This window comes from Massilia suwonensis (assembly GCF_042655665.1).
GTDB classification, from domain to species: domain Bacteria; phylum Pseudomonadota; class Gammaproteobacteria; order Burkholderiales; family Burkholderiaceae_D; genus Telluria; species Telluria suwonensis.
In genome coordinates, this window is record NZ_JBHSMR010000015.1 from 236,362 (window position 1) to 253,812 (window position 17,451).

General features: G+C 62.0%; 29 protein-coding genes and 1 tRNA gene. 7 read left to right on the forward strand and 23 right to left on the reverse strand.

Annotation, left to right across the window (positions count from 1 at the left end; all coding sequences use genetic code 11):
- Positions 1–25 precede the first annotated feature (25 nt).
- The 21 genes from rplO to ACFPQ5_RS24710 form a co-directional block, all read right to left on the reverse strand.
- Positions 26–457 (reverse strand): 50S ribosomal protein L15, encoded by a 432-nt coding sequence (rplO, locus tag ACFPQ5_RS24610; RefSeq protein ID WP_136219943.1) that lies wholly within the window; start codon positions 455–457, stop codon positions 26–28.
- Between the two features lie 29 nt (positions 458–486).
- Positions 487–666 carry a 50S ribosomal protein L30 gene (gene rpmD / locus ACFPQ5_RS24615; RefSeq protein ID WP_056337609.1) on the reverse strand — a complete coding sequence of 60 codons (180 nt, stop codon included), beginning with the start codon at positions 664–666 and terminating at the stop codon, positions 487–489.
- Positions 667–676: 10 nt separating this feature from the next.
- Positions 677–1,195 (reverse strand): 30S ribosomal protein S5, encoded by a 519-nt coding sequence (rpsE, locus tag ACFPQ5_RS24620; RefSeq protein ID WP_136219941.1) that lies wholly within the window; start codon positions 1,193–1,195, stop codon positions 677–679.
- A 12-nt stretch (positions 1,196–1,207) separates the two neighbouring features.
- The gene (rplR, locus tag ACFPQ5_RS24625; protein WP_136219940.1) at positions 1,208–1,570 is read right to left on the reverse strand and encodes a 50S ribosomal protein L18; all 363 of its coding nucleotides are present in this window, start codon (positions 1,568–1,570) and stop codon (positions 1,208–1,210) included.
- A 12-nt stretch (positions 1,571–1,582) separates the two neighbouring features.
- The gene (gene rplF, locus ACFPQ5_RS24630; RefSeq protein WP_379761726.1) at positions 1,583–2,116 is read right to left on the reverse strand and encodes a 50S ribosomal protein L6; all 534 of its coding nucleotides are present in this window, start codon (positions 2,114–2,116) and stop codon (positions 1,583–1,585) included.
- A 10-nt stretch (positions 2,117–2,126) separates the two neighbouring features.
- Positions 2,127–2,522, reverse strand: a complete 396-nt coding sequence (gene rpsH / locus ACFPQ5_RS24635; RefSeq protein ID WP_136219938.1) for a 30S ribosomal protein S8 — start codon at positions 2,520–2,522, stop codon at positions 2,127–2,129.
- Between the two features lie 14 nt (positions 2,523–2,536).
- Positions 2,537–2,842 (reverse strand): 30S ribosomal protein S14, encoded by a 306-nt coding sequence (gene rpsN / locus ACFPQ5_RS24640; RefSeq protein WP_036240351.1) that lies wholly within the window; start codon positions 2,840–2,842, stop codon positions 2,537–2,539.
- Positions 2,843–2,846: 4 nt separating this feature from the next.
- On the reverse strand, positions 2,847–3,386 hold the full coding sequence (rplE, locus tag ACFPQ5_RS24645) for a 50S ribosomal protein L5 (protein WP_136219937.1): 540 nt from the start codon (positions 3,384–3,386) through the stop codon (positions 2,847–2,849).
- Between the two features lie 3 nt (positions 3,387–3,389).
- Positions 3,390–3,704: a 50S ribosomal protein L24 gene (gene rplX, locus ACFPQ5_RS24650; protein ID WP_136219936.1), complete on the reverse strand. Its 315-nt coding sequence runs from the start codon at positions 3,702–3,704 to the stop codon at positions 3,390–3,392.
- A 9-nt stretch (positions 3,705–3,713) separates the two neighbouring features.
- Positions 3,714–4,082, reverse strand: coding sequence for a 50S ribosomal protein L14 (gene rplN / locus ACFPQ5_RS24655; protein WP_005663451.1), 369 nt, complete (start codon positions 4,080–4,082; stop codon positions 3,714–3,716).
- Positions 4,083–4,316: 234 nt separating this feature from the next.
- Entirely contained in the window at positions 4,317–4,589 is a 273-nt protein-coding gene (rpsQ, locus tag ACFPQ5_RS24660; RefSeq protein ID WP_020655684.1) for a 30S ribosomal protein S17, read from the reverse strand.
- Positions 4,586–4,777, reverse strand: coding sequence for a 50S ribosomal protein L29 (rpmC, locus tag ACFPQ5_RS24665; protein WP_056337591.1), 192 nt, complete (start codon positions 4,775–4,777; stop codon positions 4,586–4,588). The genes rpsQ and rpmC overlap by 4 nt, the downstream gene beginning before the upstream one ends.
- A gap of 12 nt (positions 4,778–4,789) precedes the next feature.
- Complete coding sequence (gene rplP / locus ACFPQ5_RS24670) at positions 4,790–5,209, reverse strand: 50S ribosomal protein L16 (RefSeq protein WP_005663456.1); 420 nt, start codon at positions 5,207–5,209, stop codon at positions 4,790–4,792.
- Positions 5,210–5,211: 2 nt separating this feature from the next.
- Positions 5,212–6,042, reverse strand: coding sequence for a 30S ribosomal protein S3 (gene rpsC / locus ACFPQ5_RS24675; protein WP_379761727.1), 831 nt, complete (start codon positions 6,040–6,042; stop codon positions 5,212–5,214).
- Between the two features lie 10 nt (positions 6,043–6,052).
- Entirely contained in the window at positions 6,053–6,385 is a 333-nt protein-coding gene (gene rplV, locus ACFPQ5_RS24680) for a 50S ribosomal protein L22 (RefSeq protein WP_210735950.1), read from the reverse strand.
- The gene (rpsS, locus tag ACFPQ5_RS24685; protein ID WP_136219933.1) at positions 6,382–6,657 is read right to left on the reverse strand and encodes a 30S ribosomal protein S19; all 276 of its coding nucleotides are present in this window, start codon (positions 6,655–6,657) and stop codon (positions 6,382–6,384) included. The genes rplV and rpsS overlap by 4 nt, the downstream gene beginning before the upstream one ends.
- 10 nt (positions 6,658–6,667) lie before the next feature.
- Positions 6,668–7,495 carry a 50S ribosomal protein L2 gene (gene rplB, locus ACFPQ5_RS24690; protein WP_136219932.1) on the reverse strand — a complete coding sequence of 276 codons (828 nt, stop codon included), beginning with the start codon at positions 7,493–7,495 and terminating at the stop codon, positions 6,668–6,670.
- Positions 7,495–7,812 carry a 50S ribosomal protein L23 gene (rplW, locus tag ACFPQ5_RS24695; protein ID WP_136219931.1) on the reverse strand — a complete coding sequence of 106 codons (318 nt, stop codon included), beginning with the start codon at positions 7,810–7,812 and terminating at the stop codon, positions 7,495–7,497. Before rplW ends, rplB begins: the two co-directional genes overlap by 1 nt.
- A complete protein-coding gene (rplD, locus tag ACFPQ5_RS24700) occupies positions 7,809–8,429 on the reverse strand; it encodes a 50S ribosomal protein L4 (RefSeq protein WP_379761728.1) in 621 nt (206 codons plus the stop codon). Before rplD ends, rplW begins: the two co-directional genes overlap by 4 nt.
- Positions 8,430–8,431: 2 nt before the next feature.
- A complete protein-coding gene (gene rplC / locus ACFPQ5_RS24705) occupies positions 8,432–9,088 on the reverse strand; it encodes a 50S ribosomal protein L3 (protein WP_136219929.1) in 657 nt (218 codons plus the stop codon).
- Positions 9,089–9,355: 267 nt separating this feature from the next.
- A tRNA-Val gene (locus tag ACFPQ5_RS24710) sits at positions 9,356–9,432 on the reverse strand.
- 374 nt (positions 9,433–9,806) lie between these two features.
- Here ACFPQ5_RS24710 and ACFPQ5_RS24715 point away from each other — a divergent pair.
- The 7 genes from ACFPQ5_RS24715 (at position 9,807) to ACFPQ5_RS24745 (ending at position 16,592) form a co-directional block, all read left to right on the forward strand.
- Positions 9,807–10,382, forward strand: a complete 576-nt coding sequence (locus tag ACFPQ5_RS24715; protein WP_379761729.1) for a TerD family protein — start codon at positions 9,807–9,809, stop codon at positions 10,380–10,382.
- Between the two features lie 71 nt (positions 10,383–10,453).
- Positions 10,454–11,473: an ATP-grasp domain-containing protein gene (locus ACFPQ5_RS24720; RefSeq protein ID WP_379761730.1), complete on the forward strand. Its 1,020-nt coding sequence runs from the start codon at positions 10,454–10,456 to the stop codon at positions 11,471–11,473.
- The gene (locus tag ACFPQ5_RS24725; protein ID WP_379761731.1) at positions 11,470–12,651 is read left to right on the forward strand and encodes a phosphoribosyltransferase domain-containing protein; all 1,182 of its coding nucleotides are present in this window, start codon (positions 11,470–11,472) and stop codon (positions 12,649–12,651) included. The genes ACFPQ5_RS24720 and ACFPQ5_RS24725 overlap by 4 nt, the downstream gene beginning before the upstream one ends.
- The gene (locus ACFPQ5_RS24730) at positions 12,629–13,381 is read left to right on the forward strand and encodes an HAD family hydrolase (RefSeq protein ID WP_379761732.1); all 753 of its coding nucleotides are present in this window, start codon (positions 12,629–12,631) and stop codon (positions 13,379–13,381) included. The genes ACFPQ5_RS24725 and ACFPQ5_RS24730 overlap by 23 nt, the downstream gene beginning before the upstream one ends.
- Positions 13,378–14,454, forward strand: a complete 1,077-nt coding sequence (locus tag ACFPQ5_RS24735) for a cysteine protease StiP domain-containing protein (RefSeq protein WP_379761733.1) — start codon at positions 13,378–13,380, stop codon at positions 14,452–14,454. The genes ACFPQ5_RS24730 and ACFPQ5_RS24735 overlap by 4 nt, the downstream gene beginning before the upstream one ends.
- Positions 14,447–15,328, forward strand: coding sequence for an HpcH/HpaI aldolase/citrate lyase family protein (locus tag ACFPQ5_RS24740; protein ID WP_379761734.1), 882 nt, complete (start codon positions 14,447–14,449; stop codon positions 15,326–15,328). Before ACFPQ5_RS24735 ends, ACFPQ5_RS24740 begins: the two co-directional genes overlap by 8 nt.
- Positions 15,329–15,350: 22 nt before the next feature.
- On the forward strand, positions 15,351–16,592 hold the full coding sequence (locus ACFPQ5_RS24745; RefSeq protein WP_379761735.1) for a TerD family protein: 1,242 nt from the start codon (positions 15,351–15,353) through the stop codon (positions 16,590–16,592).
- A gap of 278 nt (positions 16,593–16,870) precedes the next feature.
- Here the strand turns inward: ACFPQ5_RS24745 and rpsJ are convergent, their stop codons facing one another.
- Positions 16,871–17,185, reverse strand: a complete 315-nt coding sequence (gene rpsJ / locus ACFPQ5_RS24750) for a 30S ribosomal protein S10 (RefSeq protein WP_136219921.1) — start codon at positions 17,183–17,185, stop codon at positions 16,871–16,873.
- A gap of 182 nt (positions 17,186–17,367) precedes the next feature.
- The coding region (locus ACFPQ5_RS24755; protein ID WP_465263137.1) for an EF-Tu C-terminal domain-related protein at positions 17,368–17,451 on the reverse strand (84 nt) is incomplete at its 5' end.

The following is a 17,451-nucleotide window of genomic DNA, read 5'->3' on the forward strand; positions in this document are numbered from 1 at the left end:
TTGCTCCGATCAGGCAGGATCGCAATTAAGCGACCGAACCGCCAGCTGCTTCGATGGCCGCTTTCGCGCCCGCGGTCGCCTTCAGGCCCTTGAGGTTCACCGCCTTGGTGATCTCGCCCGACAGGATGACGCGCACGTCGCGTGCCACCACCGGCAGGATGCCCGCTTGCTTGAGCACCAGGATGTCGACGTCGCCGACGGCCAGGTTGTTCAGGTCCGACAGACGCACTTCAGCCTTGAAGGTCGCGTTCAGCGACTTGAAGCCGCGCTTCGGCAGACGACGCTGCAGAGGCATCTGACCGCCTTCGAAACCGACCTTGTGGAAGCCGCCCGAACGCGACTTCTGACCCTTGTGACCGCGACCGGCGGTCTTGCCCAGGCCGGAGCCGATACCGCGGCCGACGCGACGCTTAGCGTGCTTGGCGCCGTCAGCTGGTTGAATGGTATTCAATTCCATTGTTTTCTCCGTTAGGTAAGCCCGAAGGCTTACCCGACTACTTTAACGAGGTACGAGACTTTGTTGATCATGCCACGCACCGACGGGGTGTCCTGCAACTCGGAAACCGAGTTGACGCGGCGCAGACCCAGACCACGCACGGTAGCGCGGTGATCTTGACGGGTGCCGATCAGGCCCTTGACCAGTTGTACTTTGATGGTGTTTGCCATTGTCTTCACCTTAGCCCAGGATGTCTTCGACCGACTTGCCACGCTTGGCGGCGATGTCGGCGGCGGTGCTCATCTTCGACAGGCCGTCGAGGGTAGCGCGCACCAGGTTGTACGGGTTCGACGAACCGGTCGACTTGGCGACCACGTCGGTCACGCCCATCACTTCGAAGATAGCGCGCATTGCGCCACCAGCGATGACGCCGGTACCAGGCTTGGCTGGCGACATCATGACGCGCGAGGCGCCGTGACGACCGGTGACGGTGTGGTGCAGGGTACCGTTCTTGAGGGGCACCTTGATCAGGTTGCGGCGGGCTTCTTCCATTGCCTTTTGCACGCCGACAGGAACTTCCTTCGACTTGCCTTTACCCATGCCGATGCGGCCATCGCCGTCACCGACAACGGTCAGCGCTGCAAAACCCATGATACGACCACCCTTGACCACTTTGGTCACGCGGTTGATCGCGATCATTTTTTCGCGCATGCCATCATCCGGCTTGTCGCTTGCCATTTTCGCTTGCATTTTTGCCATGACGATTCTTCCTTAGAACTTCAGACCGGCTTCACGCGCGGCTTCTGCCAGCGCCTTCACACGGCCGTGGTAACGGAAACCCGAACGGTCGAATGCGACTTCGGTGATCCCTGCTTTCAGTGCTTTCTCTGCGACGCGCTTGCCAACCAGGGCAGCAGCGGCGGCGTTGCCGCCCTTGCCGCTTTGACCGGCCAGTTCGGCGCGCACGTCTGCTTCCAGCGTCGAAGCCGAAACCAGGACCTTCGCATCCGGGCTGATCAGGTTCGCATAGATGTGCAGGTTGGTGCGGTGAACCGACAGGCGGTTCACGCCTTGCTGCGCGATCTTGATGCGGGTTTGGCGTCCGCGACGCAGACGCGATTCTTTCTTGTCCATCGTCAGCTCCGATTATTTCTTCTTGGTTTCTTTAAGCTTCACCACCTCGTCCGAATAACGGACGCCCTTGCCCTTGTAAGGCTCAGGGGAGCGGTAAGCGCGCACTTCAGCGGCAACCTGGCCGACCTTTTGACGATCGATACCCTTGATCAGGATTTCGGTCGGGGTCGGGGTCACGGCCGTGACGCCTTCCGGCATCGCGTGCAGCACCGGGTGCGAGAAGCCCAGGGACAGGTTCAGGGCGTTGCCCTGCACTGCTGCCTTGTAGCCCACGCCGACCAGGTTCAGCTTCTTCTCGAAGCCCTTGGTCACGCCGGTCACCATGTTGTTGACCAGAGCACGCAGGGTACCCGACATCGCGTTCGATTCACGGGAATCGTCCACCACGTCGAAGGTCAGCGTGCCATTGTTGTTTTCCACCTTCACCATGCCGTTCAGCGGCTGGGTCAGGGTGCCCAGTGGGCCTTTGACCGTGATCGCTGCTGCAGTGATCGCCACTTCGGCGCCAGCTGGGACAGCGATTGGCATCTTAGCTACTCGAGACATCGTCTACTCCTTAAGCCACGTAGCAAATCACTTCGCCACCGACACCGGTAGCGCGCGCTTTGCGATCAGTCATCACGCCCTGTGGGGTCGAGACGATTGCCACGCCCAGGCCGTTCATGACCGACGGGATTTCATCCTTGCCCTTGTAGATGCGCAGGCCTGGACGGGAAACGCGCTCGAGGCGCTCGATGACCGGACGGCCGGTGTAATACTTCAAACCGATTTTCAGTTCCGACTTGCCACCTTCGGTGGACACGGCGAAATCTTCAATGTAACCCTCGTCCTTCAGGACGTTGGCAATTGCAACCTTCAGCTTCGACGACGGCATAGCGACGTTAGTCTTCTGCACGCCTTGCGCGTTGCGAATGCGGGTCAGCATATCGGCGATAGGATCGCTCATACTCATTGCTTATTCTCCTATTACCAGCTGGCTTTAGTCATACCCGGGATTTCGCCTTTCATGGCGAATTCGCGGAGTTTGGTACGGGCGAGGCCGAATTTGCGGAACGTGCCGCGTGGGCGGCCGGTCATGGCGCAGCGGTTACGCTGGCGGGTCGGCGCCGAGTTACGTGGCAGTGCCTGCAGCTTCAGGCGCGCTTCGTAACGCTCTTCTTCGGTCTTCGACTGGTCGTCGATGATTGCTTTCAGAGCTGCACGCTTTGCGGCGAATTTCTCCACCAGGTCTGCACGCTTCTGTTCGCGGTTAATCAGTGCAAGTTTTGCCATGCTCTTAGTTCCTGAACGGGAATTTGAAGGCGGCGAGCAGCGCTTTGGCTTCTTCGTCGGTCTTAGCGGTGGTGGTGATCGAGATGTTCATGCCACGCAGCGCGTCGATCTTGTCGTAGTCGATTTCAGGGAAGATGATCTGTTCCTTGACGCCGATGTTGTAGTTGCCACGACCGTCGAACGATTTGCCGTTCACACCGCGGAAGTCACGCACGCGCGGCAGGGCCACGGTGATGAAGCGGTCCAGGAACTCGTACATGCGGGCGCCACGCAGGGTCACCATCGTACCGATCGGGTAGCCTTCGCGGATCTTGAAACCTGCGATTGCCTTGCGCGACTTGGTGGTCACTGGCTTCTGGCCGGCGATCTTGGTCAGGTCGCCGACTGCGTGCTCGAGCACCTTCTTGTCAGCGACGGCTTCACCAACACCCATGTTCAGGGTGATCTTGGTCAGGCGTGGCACTTCCATCACCGACTTGTAGCCGAATTTTTCGGTCAGGTCAGCGACGACTTTGTCTTTGTAGAATTGTTGGAGACGGGCCATTTCTTACACCTTCACTTCTTCGCCGGAAGACTTGTAGACGCGGACTTTCTTGCCGTCCTGGTCTTTGAAGCCTACGCGGTCAGCCTTGCCGGTCGCGGCGTTGAACAGCGCGACGTTGGAGACGTGAATCGGCATCGCCTTGTCGACGATACCACCTTGGACGCCGGTCATCGGGTTCGGCTTGACGGCCTTCTTGGCCACGTTCACGCCATCGACGATCACGTGCTCGGCGTCGACGCGACGCGAAACCACGCCACGCTTGCCCTTGTCTTTACCGGCCAAAACGATGACTTCGTCGTTTTTACGAATCTTATCCATTACGACTCCTTACAGTACTTCAGGTGCCAGGGACACGATCTTCATGAACTTTTCAGTGCGCAGTTCGCGGGTCACTGGTCCGAAGATACGGGTGCCGATCGGTTCCAGCTTGGCATTGAGCAGAACGGCGGCGTTGCCGTCGAACTTCACCAGGGAGCCGTCTTGGCGGCGCACACCTTTAGCGGTACGCACAACCACAGCGTTATAAATTTCACCTTTTTTGACACGGCCACGTGGCGCAGCAACCTTGACGGTTACTTTGATGATGTCGCCAATGCTCGCATAACGGCGCTTGGAGCCGCCCAACACCTTGATGCACAAAACTTCTTTTGCACCGGTGTTGTCGGCTACTTCGAGCCGGCTTTCAGTTTGAATCATAGTATTTTCTTTCCCAACTTAAGCCGAAGAAACCCCACGGAAAACCGTAGGCCTGCGGTCAGTCTTGGTCCCGCCGGAGCGCCCCTGCTGGAGCACACGATTGGGTGATTGGACTTTCCAATTAACTTCGTACAGGCCGCAGTTACCGAGGGGGACAAACTGCGGCAACACATGAACGAAGCCCGCTAGTATCCCAGATACCAGCGGGCCACGCAAGACAAATTTTGCTAGCGCTTACAGAACCTGTGCAACCTGCACAACACGGGTCACAGTCCAAGCTTTCGTCTTCGAGATCGGACGACCTTCCGCGATCTCGACCGTGTCACCGGTCTTGGCCTGGTTGGTTTCGTCGTGTGCGTGATACTTGTTCGAACGCACGATGATCTTGCCGTACAGCGGGTGCTTCACGTGACGCTCGATCAGGACGGTTACCGTCTTGTCCATTTTGTCGGACACGACCTTGCCGACCAGCGTACGCTTCAGCGCCGTTTTAGTGGTGTCGTTCATTTGGCTTCCTTCGAGTTCATCACAGTCTTCACACGCGCGATGTCGCGACGTACTTTCTTGAGCTGCGCGGTGTTGCCCAGCTGCTGGGTAGCGATTTGCATGCGCAGGCCAAACTGGGCCTTCAGCAGCTCACTCAGCTCCTTTTGCAGCGCTTCCTGGTCCTTGCCGCGGAGTTCCGATGCTTTCATATTCAACTCCTGTTATTGGCCGACCTGGCGCACCACGAAGGTGGTAGCCAGTGGCAGTTTGGCAGCGGCCAGGCGGAATGCTTCGCGCGCCAGTTCTTCTGCGACGCCGTCCATCTCGTACAGGACTTTGCCTGGCTGGATTTCAGCGACGTAGTACTCCGGATTACCTTTACCGTTACCCATACGGACTTCGGCCGGCTTGTTCGAAATCGGCTTGTCCGGGAAGATACGGATCCAGATACGGCCGCCACGCTTGATGTGACGGGTCATGGCGCGACGTGCCGCTTCGATCTGGCGCGCGGTGATACGGCCGCGGGCAACTGCCTTCAGACCGAATTCACCGAACGAGACCGCGGTGCCGCGGGTGTGCGAAATGCCGGTGTTACGGCCTTTCTGCTCTTTACGATACTTCCTGCGCGATGGTTGCAGCATGCTTATTCTCCTGCTTTCTCAGCTGGTGCAGCGGCAGCCGGGGTCGCTACCTTGACGGCAGGACGCGCACGGACGGTCGGCGCTGCGGTACCTGGACGGGCGCCGCCAGCTGGGCGTGGGCCGCGCGATGGCTTGCCATCGTCACGACGTGGGCCGCGTGGCTTCTTCTCGTCTGGCGGGGTGTCGATGACCGGGGCTTCGCCGGTGGCCGAACGGTCACCCTTGTAGACCCAGACCTTGACGCCGATGATGCCGTACGTGGTCGATGCTTCGCTGGTGCCGTAGTCGATATCGGCGCGCAGGGTGTGCAGAGGCACACGGCCTTCGCGGTACCATTCGGTACGTGCGATTTCGATGCCGTTCAGACGGCCCGACGACATGATCTTGATGCCGACGGCGCCCAGACGCATGGCGTTCTGCATCGCGCGCTTCATCGCGCGGCGGAACATGATGCGCTTTTCGAGCTGCTGCGAGATCGAATCGGCGATCAGCTGCGAATCGATTTCCGGCTTGCGGATCTCTTCGATATTGACGTGCACAGGCACGCCCATGATCTTCGTCAGCGACGACTTCAGCACTTCGATGTCTTCGCCCTTCTTGCCGATCACGACACCTGGACGCGACGAGTAGATGGTGAAGCGCGCGTTCTTGGCTGGACGCTCGATGACGATGCGACCGACCGAAGCGTTCTTCAGCTTCTTCTTCAGGAAAGCGCGTGCTTCCAGATCTTCCTTCAGCATGTCGGCGAAGTTGCCGTTGCCAGCGTACCAGCGCGACGCCCAGTTACGGGTGACCGCCAGGCGGAAGCCGGTTGGGTGGATTTTCTGACCCATCGTTTGCTCCTTAGTTACCGACAGTCACGTAGACGTGACAGGATTGTTTAGAAATGCGATCGCCGCGGCCTTTTGCACGAGCGGTGAAGCGCTTCAGGATCGGGCCCTTTTCGACGTAGATCTGAACGACTTTCAGCTCGTCGATGTCGGCGCCGTCATTGTGTTCCGCGTTGGCGATAGCCGACTCGAGAACCTTCTTGATGATGGTGGCGCCCTTCTTTGGGCTGAACTGCAGAATGTTGAGTGCTGCGTCAACTTTCTTGCCGCGGATCATGTCGGCCACCAGGCGGCCTTTTTGTTCCGACAGGCGCACGCCTTTGAGGATAGCTTTAGTTTCCATTATTTTTTCGCCTTCTTGTCAGCGGCGTGGCCCTTGAACGTACGGGTCAGCGCGAATTCGCCGAGCTTGTGGCCGACCATGTTCTCGGAGACGTACACCGGCACGTGCAGCTTGCCGTTGTGGACAGCGATCGTCAGACCGATGAAGTCAGGCGTGATCGTCGAGCGGCGCGACCAGGTTTTGACTGGCTTCTTGTCTTTGGTCGCTTGCGCGGCTTCGACTTTTTTCACCAGGTGGGCGTCAACGAACGGCCCTTTTTTCAATGAACGAGTCATGTGTTATCCCTTATTTCTTGCCGCGGCGCGAAACGATCATCGAAGAAGTGCGCTTGTTCGAACGCGTCTTCTTGCCCTTCGTCTGCTGGCCCCATGGCGACACTGGATGGCGACCGGCAGCCGTACGACCTTCACCACCACCGTGCGGGTGGTCGATCGGGTTCATGACCACACCGCGGACGGTAGGACGGACACCGCGCCAGCGCATTGCACCGGCTTTACCAATCTTGCGCAGGCTGTGCTCGGCATTGCCGACTTCACCCACGGTTGCACGGCACTCGATGTGCACGCGGCGGACTTCACCCGAGCGCAGGCGAACCTGGGCGTAGGTGCCTTCGCGGGCCATCAGGACCACGGCGGCGCCGGCGGTACGGGCCATCTGGGCACCCTTACCTGGCAGCATTTCGACGCAGTTCATCACGGTACCGACCGGGATGTTGCGGATCGGCAGGCAGTTACCGGCCTTGATCGGCGCTTCCGAGCCGTTCATGACGGTGTCGCCCACAGCCATGCCCTTGGTGGCGATGATGTACTGACGCTCGCCGTCCGCGTAGCACAGCAGTGCGATGTGCGCGGTACGGTTCGGGTCGTATTCGATACGCTCGACCTTGGCAGGGATGCCATCCTTCTGGCGCTTGAAGTCGACCAGACGGTAGTGGTGCTTGTGGCCACCGCCGATGTGACGGGTGGTGATGTGACCGTTGTTGTTACGGCCAGCAGTCTTCGATTTCTTCTCAACCAGTGCTGCGAACGGACGGCCCTTGTACAGGCCTTCGGTCACAACTTTCACCATGCCGCGGCGGCCTGGGGAGGTTGGCTTCATCTTAACGAGTGCCATTATTTAGCCTCCTCGACAAAATTGATTTCCTGGCCTGGCTTCAGGCACACGAAAGCGCGCTTGGTGTGGTTGCGGCGACCGGTGAAACGGCCCGAACGCTTGACTTTGCCTTCGCGGTTCACGGTTTGCACCGATTCCACTTCGACCTTGAACAGCAGTTCGACGGCAGCCTTGATTTCCGGCTTGGTCGCGTCAGGCAGAACCTTGAACACGATCTGCTCGTTCTTTTCCGCGACGAAGGTAGCCTTCTCGGAAATGACCGGAGCCATCAGCACCTTCATCAGGCGCTCTTCGCTAAATTTGATTGCGGTGCTCATGCGTACATCTCCTCGATCTTGGCCAGTGCAGCTTTGGTGACCAGGACTTTCTTGTAGAACACCAGCGACATCGGGTCAGCTGCTTTCGGCTCGACGACCAGCACGTTCGGCAGGTTGCGCGATGCCAGCAGCAGGTTTTCTTCGATGGTGTCGGTGATCACCAGGACCGATTCCAGGCCCATGCCCTGCAGCTTTTGCGACAGCAGCTTGGTTTTTGGAGCGTCGATCGACAGGTTTTCCACAACGCTCAGACGGCCTTCGCGGGCCAGCTGCGAGAAGATCGAGCAGATACCTGCGCGGAACATCTTCTTGTTGACCTTGTGGGTGAAGTTCTCGTCAGGCGAGTTCGGGAAGATACGACCACCGCCGCGCCACAGAGGCGACGACGACATACCAGCACGAGCGCGGCCGGTGCCTTTCTGGCGCCATGGCTTCTTGGTGGTGTGGCTGACTTCTTCACGGTCTTTCTGCTTGCGGTTGCCGCTACGTGCGTTGGCAGCGTAGGCGACCACGACCTGGTGAATCAGGGCTTCGTTGTATTCGCGGCCGAACACGGTATCGGCAGCAGCAACAGCGGCGCCGGCTTGACCTTGCTCATTCAGGAGCTGAAGTTCCATATTTAAGCTCCTTTCTTGGCTTTGACTTTGACAGCCGGCTTGACGATCACTTGACCGTTCTTGGCGCCTGGAACGGCACCTTTCACCAGCAGCAGTTGACGCTCGGCGTCGATACGCGCGATTTCCAGATTCTGGGTGGTGACGGTGACGTCGCCCATGTGACCGGTCATGCGCTTGCCTGGGAACACGCGGCCCGGATCCTGCGCCATACCGATGGAGCCAGGAACGTTGTGCGAACGCGAGTTACCGTGGGTCTGACGACCCGACGAGAAGTTGTAACGCTTGATGGTACCGGCGTAGCCCTTACCGATCGAGGTGCCTTGCACGTCGATTTTCTGGCCCACTTCGAACAGCGAGACATTGACTGCGTCGCCAGTTTTCAGTTCGGCTGCCTTGGCAGCGTCAACGCGGAATTCGCGCAGCATGGTGCCAGCTTCGACGCCTGCTTTTGCGTGGTGACCCGCAACAGCCTTGGTCACGCGGGAAGCGCGACGTTGACCGAATGCGACCTGAACTGCGGCGTAGCCGTCGGTTTCAGGAGTTTTGATTTGTGCGACACGGTTGTTCGACACGTCCAGCACGGTGACTGGGATCGAATCCCCGTCATCCGTGAAGATGCGCATCATGCCAACCTTGCGACCGAGAAGGCCCAAGCTCATTTTTTCTCCATTCCCACCTACGATTGGGCGGGGGTAGTTGAACTACTAAAAACGTACAGGTCCTGAACAACGAACCCATACCGAAGCCGGCTAGTATAGCGCGCAAAAGGGCTTGACGCAACAAGAGAATCGGGGGTATGTCGCCCCTGTTGCGCGTTTATCGCGAGCAGTCTGGAGAAGAAGGAATCTGGCAAGGCTTGCCAGCACAGAAAAGGCACTAGTGCGCCTTTTCTCTGCAGAGCTCGGGGCTCTGCGACATTTGAATTTTGGTGGGCGGTGCAGGATTCGAACCTGCGACCCCTTGGATGTCGACCAAGTATTCTAACCAACTGAACTAACCGCCCGGGGATCCGCATTATGCCAAGGGTTCGGGGAGTTTGCAATAGCTGAGTTTATTTCGGTGTGCTGGCTACCCGCCGCGGTAACGGTATGCCGCATTCCGCGCGGGCATGCCCGCCCTACGTTAGGCTGCGGCGGTCCACCGTCGGCGGGCATGCCCGCCCTACGTTACGCCGCGGCCAACGCCAAGGTCCTGCGGCGACGGTGCACCGTAGGGCGGGCATGCCCGCCGAATTCATGCATACCGGCACAGCCCGCCTAAGTCTTCCATAAGCCCGCATGTGTAATATCCGTCAATTAGCGTTATATTCACAGTGCGCATTCGCGGCGGCCCGACAGCCGCGCCACACGACCCGTTTCAATCACGAAAGGAGCTGTAATGGCAATCAGTCTGCAAAAAGGCGGCAACGTCAACCTGAGCAAGGAAGCACCGAATCTTACCAAGGTCGTCATCGGCCTGGGCTGGGACCCGCGTTCGACCGACGGCGCCGCCTTCGACCTCGACGGCTCGGCTTTCCTGCTGAAATCCGATGCCAAGGTCCGCAGCGACACCGACTTCATCTTCTATAACAACCTGAAGTCCTCCGACGGCTCGGTCGTCCACAACGGCGACAACACCACCGGCCAGGGCGAAGGCGACGACGAAACCGTCACTGTCGATCTCGCGCGTGTGCCTGCCGAAGTCGACAAGATCTCCTTCTGCGTCACCATCCACGAAGCGGAAAGCCGCCGCCAGAGCTTCGGCATGGTCGGCAAGGCCTTCATCCGCTGCGTCAACGCCAACGGCAACGCCGAAATCGCCCGCTACGACCTGTCCGAAGACAGCTCCACGGAGACGGCGATGATCTTCGGCGAACTGTATCGCGCCGGCGGCGACTGGAAATTCCGCGCCGTCGGCCAGGGCTACAACGGCGGCCTCGGCCCCCTGGCCCGCTCGTTCGGCGTGAACGTCTGATCCGTTTCCTGCCAGACCCCGGTCCCGCCGCAGGGCGGGACTGCCCTCTTCCCCTGTAACAGAAGACACCCATGCGCGTCTGGTTCAACCGTGGCTTCTCCACCGTCCACACGGCGATCGCGCTGATCCGCCAGGCGGACGCCGATGGCCGCTTCACGATCGTCCACAGCAATCCCAATCCGCGCGCCCCGGCCGCCCGCCTCGCGCACGCGTTTCACACCGAGCCGACCGGCCTCGCCACGGCTGACTACATCGACTGGTGCGTCGCCTTCTGCCGCGAGCACCGCATCGACATCTTCATTCCCGGCCGCGAAGCGACCGCCATCGCCGGCGTTCATGCGCGTTTCGAGGAAGCCGGCACGCGCGTGCTGAGCGCCGCCGCGGAAGCCGACCTGCAGCTCATCCACGACAAGGCACGCTTCTATGCGGAGACGACTTTGCCGGACGCGCCGGTGGCCGAGTTCCGCCACTTCGAGGACGCCGCCGGCTTCGAAGCGGCCTACGACTTCCTGCGCCGCCGCCACGCGAAGCTGTGCGTCAAACCGGCGCACTCGATCTACGGCCTCGGTTTCGCCGTGCTCGACGAGGAGAGAAACAGCGCCGAGCTGCTGATGGCCGGTGTCGAATACCACGTCTCGCTGGCGGACTTTCGCGCCGGCTTGGCAAAGCTGGGGGCTTTCCGCAGCATGCTGCTGATGGAATACCTCGATGGGCGCGAGTACAGCGTCGACTGCGTGGGAGACAGCGGCCGTCTGGTCGCCGCCGTGGTGCGCCGCAAATCGAGCCAGGCCGGCGCCGGCCAGCGCATCGACCAGCGGGCCGACATCCTCGCCGCTACTACTCAACTGTGCGCCACGCATGGCCTGAACGGCATTTTTAACGTCCAGTTCCGCGAAGCCGCCGGCACGCCGCGTCTTCTCGAGATCAACCCGCGCATGTCGGGCGGGATCGGCATGGCCTGCGTGGCCGGTCCCAACCTGCCCTGGATCGCTTTGCGCGGCTTTGCCGACGGCTACGCGGACCTGGAGATTCCTCCAGTACGCGACGGCATCCGCGTCGCCGAACTGTCGCAAGCCGTGGAGCTGGCATGAACGCACGTAGCGAAACCCCACCCCTGCGGCTCACGCAGCAGCTGCCGACCGGCCTGCTCGAAGTCGAACTGCACGAAGGCGCGCACGAACTCGACGAACTGCTCGGCTTTGCCGCCCGCGCCAATGCCAAGCGCGGTTTTCTGTTCGTGAGCAAGGTGCTGGGCAAGCACTGGCCCGTGCGTCCTGGCCGCATGCTGGCCATCCACGAACGCCTCGCGTCCACCGTGCCCGGGGCGCCCGGTCCCGTGCTCTTCATCGCGATGGCGGAAACGGCCGTCGGCCTGGGCCAGGGCGTGTTCGAAGCCTGGCTGCGCGCGCATCCGGGCCAGGAAGCGCTGTTCCTGCAGACGACGCGCTACCGCGTCGGCACGGGCCCGATCATCGAATTCGAGGAAGCGCACAGCCACGCGCCGCGCCAGTTCCTGCACATGCCGGCCGGCGCGCACGAACAGGCGCTATTGAAGAGCGCGCGCACCATCGTGCTGGTCGACGACGAGGCCAGTACGGGCAACACCTTCCTGAACCTGACCGAGGCCTGCCGCCGCCTGAATCCGCAGCTCGAACGCGTGCACCTGGCCGTGCTGGCCAACTTCATGGGCGCGGCCGCCACCGCAGCCCTGAGCGAACGTTTTACCTTGCCGGCGACGATGGGCGCCCTGATCGCAGGTGCCTACCGTTTCACGCCCGCCGACTGCCCGGTCGATGCGGCGCCGGCCCAGCGCTACGAAGAATACGCCGAACGCGGCGCCAGCACGGCCTTCGGGCGCCTGGGCCTGGCCCGTGCCCTGCGCACGCCTGAATCGCTGGCACGCGCACTGGCGGCAGACGTGAAGGCGGGCGAAAAGGTGCTGGTGCTGGGCACCGGCGAATTCATGCATCCCTCGACGCTGCTGGGCGCCGCGCTGGAAAAGCTGGGCCTGCACGTCGTGGTGCAATCGACCACGCGTTCGCCCATCCTCACCTGGGGCGCGGTCACGCATGCGGTAGGCCTGCCGGACAACTACGGCGAAGGCATCCCGAATTTCGTCTACAACGTCGCGCCCGGCCAGTACGCGCACGTGCTGGTCTGCCACGAGACGCCGCCGAACGCAGCCCTGCTCGGCTTTGCGCGCACACTCGATGCGCGCCTGTTCCACTATCACACCGAGGACGACGTTGAAGAAGTTCCTGTTCGCTGACCTGGACGACACCCTGTTCCAGACGATCGAGAAATGCGCCGTGCGCGAAGCGCTGGAGCCGGCCGCCTACTATAGCGACGGCAGCATCTGCTCGTTCACCACGCCGGCCCAGCGCGCCGTCTTCGATTTCATGAGCGCGGGCATGACGGTGATTCCAACCACGGCGCGCAGCCTCGATGCCTATCGCCGCGTCGACATCGGCTTCACCAGTTACGCGATCCTTAACTTCGGCGGCGTCATCCTGCAGCCGGACGGCAGCATCGAGCGCGACTGGCAGGGCCGCATGCACGGCCTCATGACGGCCGCCCTGCCCGGCCTGCAGGAGCTGGCGGCGCGCATCGGGGACTGGTGCGCGCGCACCGGCTACGGCGGCCGCCCCCGCCTGGTCGAAGACGAGGGAACACCCTTCTTCATCGTCGTGAAAGACCCGGACAAGGTGGCGCTGAACCTGGAGCGCGTCGAGCGCGAGGTGGTGCTGCCCTGGATCGCCGGCGAAGGCCGCGACTATTGCGTGCACCGCAACGGCAACAACCTGGCAGTGCTGCCGCGCAGCCTGGACAAGGCCGATGCGGTGGCTTACGTCACCGAACGCCTGCGCCGTGAACATGGCGAGATCGTCACCTTCGGCATGGGCGACAGCCGTTCGGATGCGCGCTTCATGGCCGATTGCGACTATGCCATCGTCCCGCGCCGCACCCAGCTGGCGAAACTGGCGCTGGAGGCGCTGTGAGCTTCGCCGGCAGCTATCTGGACAGCGATGTCCGCTTCCTGCTCAAGCGCCTGCCGCTGGCCGATTTCGTCGACGTGAAGGAAAAGGAGGCGCTGATCCAGTCCGGCCGGCGCCACTACAGCGAGATGCTTTCGCCCGAGCGGGCGCCCTCGGCGCGCTACCTGGCCCTGTTCGAGCAGGCCTGCCGCCTGAACGGCGAGCGCATGGCGCGCGACTGCCTGCGCCTGGCTTCATTCATTGCTGCACGCCGCAGCGGCGCCATTACGCTGGTCTCGCTGGCGCGTGGCGGCACCCCGATCGGCGTGGTGCTGAAACGCCTGCTGGAACGGGTCTGCGGACGAGAAGCGACGCACTATTCGGTCTCGATCGTGCGCGACCGCGGCATCGACGCCAACGCCCTGCGCCACATCCTGGCGCAGGGCCACGCGCCGGAGTCGATCGCTTTTGTGGACGGCTGGACCGGCAAGGGCGTGATCGCGCGCGAGCTGGCCGGTTCCATCGCCCGCGTCAATGCGCAGCAGGGCGTCGATATCGACCCGGGCCTGCACGTGCTGTCCGACCTGGCCGGTGCCGCCGCCGTTGCCGCCTCCTGCGAGGATTACCTGATCCCGTCGAGCATCCTGAACGCGACGGTGTCGGGCCTGGTCAGCCGTTCGGTGCTCAACGAGGCCATCGGGCCGGAAGATTTCCACGGCTGCGTGCTGTACGAGGATTTTGCAAGCGAGGACCGTTCGCGCGGCTTCGTCGACATGCTCGATGCGCTGGCGCCGGCGCACATCGACGCGGGCGAGCCGGTGGATGCGCACGCCGCCGCAATGCGCTCGCAGGCCTATCTGGAGTCCGCCCGGAGCCGCTACGGCATCGCGGACGTCAACCTGATCAAACCCGGCATCGGCGAAGCCACACGCGTGCTGCTGCGCCGGGTGCCGCGCCTGCTGTTGCTGCGCGAGCTTCACCACCCGGCCGTGGCGCACCTGCGCCTGCTGGCCGAAGAAAAAGACGTGCCGGTCGAAGTCGACCCGGCTTTGCCTTACCAGGCTGTATCGCTGATCAGGAGTGCATCGGATGCATAAATCGATGGGCGCGTCGCTGTACGTGCCGGCCAACCATAAAGACCTGCTGCAGATCGCCAACGGCGAAAAACTGCCGCAGGCGCGCTCGCTGATCTTCTGCACCGAGGACTCGGTGGCCGACCGCGAACTCGGCTGGGCGCTGTTCAACCTGTCCGTCGTGCTGCAGAACATGCGCGGCGAGGTGCCGGCCGAGCGCTTCGTGCGGGTGCGTAATCCCGAAGTGCTGACGCGCGTGCTGGCGATGCCGGGCGCGCACAAGCTGACCGGCTTCGTGATCCCGAAAGCCACGCGCCAGAATTTCGAGGCCTATTATCGGCTCGTGCGCGACACCGATCACATGCTGATGCCGACGCTGGAAACGGCCGAGGTGTTCAGCGAGCGCGAGATGGAATCCTTCCGTGACCTGCTGCAGTCGCCCGGCGTGCGCAGCCGCATCCTGGCGCTGCGCATCGGCGGCAACGATCTGTTGGCCCTGCTCGGCCTGCGCCGCCCGCGCGGCATGACGATCTACCGCACCCCGCTCGGCCCGGTGATTGCGCGCCTGGTGACGGTATTTCGCCCGCACGGCTTCATGCTGACCGCTCCCGTGTTCGAACACCTCGACCTGCCCGAATTGCTGGACCAGGAAGTCAGCGAAGACATCGCCTACGGAATGGTCGGCAAGACCGCGATCCACCCGAGCCAGATCGGGCCGATCGAAGAGCACTACAAAGTGAAGCCGCAGGACCTGGCGGCGGCGCACGCCATCCTCGACGAAAACAGCCCGGCCGTCTTCAAGATGCACGATTCGATGTGCGAAGTGGCCACCCACCGCGCCTGGGCCGAACGCCTGGTGGCGCAATCGCATATCTTCGGCGCGCATGGCGCCCTCTGACGAACCTGGACAGGACACCTACATGAACAACTTCGCACGCGGCCAGAAGGGCAAGCTTGCCGATCTCGGCGTCGGCAGCGCTTTCAATGTCGAACTCGACATCAACGCGCCTGGCTTCGCCGTCGACGTCTCCTGCTTCGGCCTGGACAGCGCCGATAAACTCTCCGACGACCGCTACATGGTCTTCTATAACCAGCTGGCCAGTCCGGGCGAGGCGGTGCGCCTGACGCTCGGCACGCCGGCGCGCTTCCAGGTGAACCTCGACGCCCTGCCGGCATCGATTGCGAAACTCGTTTTCGTGGCCGCGATCGACGGTGCCCAGACCATGCGCGCGCTGGGCGCCAGTTCGCTCACGCTCGGGAACGCCCTGCGCTTCCCCTGGTCGGGCACGGACTTCGGCGACGAAAAGGCCGTGATCGTGGCCGAGATTTATCGCCGCGACGGCCAGTGGCGCTTCGGCGCCGTCGGCCAGGGTTTTAATGGCGGCCTGGCGGCGCTGCTGAAACACTTCGGCGGGACCGAGGCGGCGCCGGCAGCCTCGCCTGCCCCCGCCGCGCCGGCTGCCCCGAAAGTCTCGCTCTCGAAAGTCACGCTGGAAAAGCGCGGCGACAAGGTCTCGCTCGACAAGCGCGGCAGCGCCGGTTTCGGCCGCATCCACGTCAACCTGAACTGGAACCGCTCGGGCCTGGCGCAGGCGCCGGCGCCAGTCCCGCAACAAAAGTCCGGCCTGCTCGGCCGCCTGAGCGAAGTGATGGGCGGCGCAGCGGGCGGACGCCGGCGCTCGGGCGGCATCGACCTCGACCTCGGCTGCATGTTCGAGCTGAGCGACGGCCGCAAGGGCCTGGTACAGGCGCTCGGCAATGCCTGGGGCGACTACGACCACGCGCCCTTCATGAAGCTCGACGCCGACGACCGCACGGGGGCTTCCAGCAATGGCGAGAACCTGTGGATCAACGGCGACCAGTTCGCCCAGATCCGCCGCGCGATCATCTTCAGTTTCATTTATGAAGGTGTCCCGAACTGGTCGGCGACGGACGGCGTAGTCACGATCGCCGTGCCGAACCAGGCGCCGATCGAAGTGCGCCTGGACGGCGGCGGCAACCAGATGATGTGCGCGATCGCGATGATCGAGAACCAGGGAGGCCGGCTGCAGGTGACCAAGATGACGGAATACTTCGAGCAGCAGGGCCAGACCAGCGCGCACGAGCTGATGGACCGGCGCTTCAATTTTGGCTTGCGCTGGAAGACGGGCCGCAAGGATTAGAGCCGTTCGGCGGATGGCGGGCATGCCCGCCCTACGAATACGTATGAGGTCGATTACCGGATGGCGGGCATGCCCGCCCTACGAATACGTATGAGGTCGCTTACCGGATGGCGTACATGCCCGCCGTATGAATACGTACGAGGTCGTTTAACGTAGGGCGGGCATGCCCGCCGTGTGAAGACGTAAACGGCATCGGGGCCGGGAAAGTCCGCCAGATGGCGGCCCTTCCCGGCCCCGATTGTTTTCGGCTCGCGGATCGCTCCGCGTTCGCCAAAAAATTACTGCAGCTTGATTTCGACGTCGACGCCAGCTGGCAGGTCCAGCTTCATCAGTGCGTCAACGGTCTTGTCGGTCGGGTCCACGATGTCCATCAGACGCTGGTGCGTACGAATTTCGAACTGGTCGCGCGAGGTCTTGTTCACGTGTGGGGAACGCAGCACGTCGAAACGCTGGATGCGGGTCGGCAGTGGGACTGGGCCCTTGACCACGGCGCCGGTGCGCTTGGCGGTGTCGACGATTTCCAGTGCGGACTGGTCGATCAGCTTGTAGTCGAACGCTTTCAGGCGGATACGGATTTTTTGATTTGCGGACATGCTATTTCCTTGGAAAAGAACGAACCGGCTTCGAGAAGGGCCGGCAATGATTTGTCAGGTACTACGTGCAGCAAAGGAGCGAGAGTATAGCATCGTTCCTTGTTAAACAGAGGGGGCAGAATGGAAATTCTGCCCCCTCTTGTTGTGCCGGCGGAACGAACCGCCGGCAAATCAAACGCTAATTAGGCGATGATTTTTGCAACCACGCCGGCGCCGACGGTACGGCCGCCTTCGCGGATTGCGAAGCGCAGACCTTCTTCCATCGC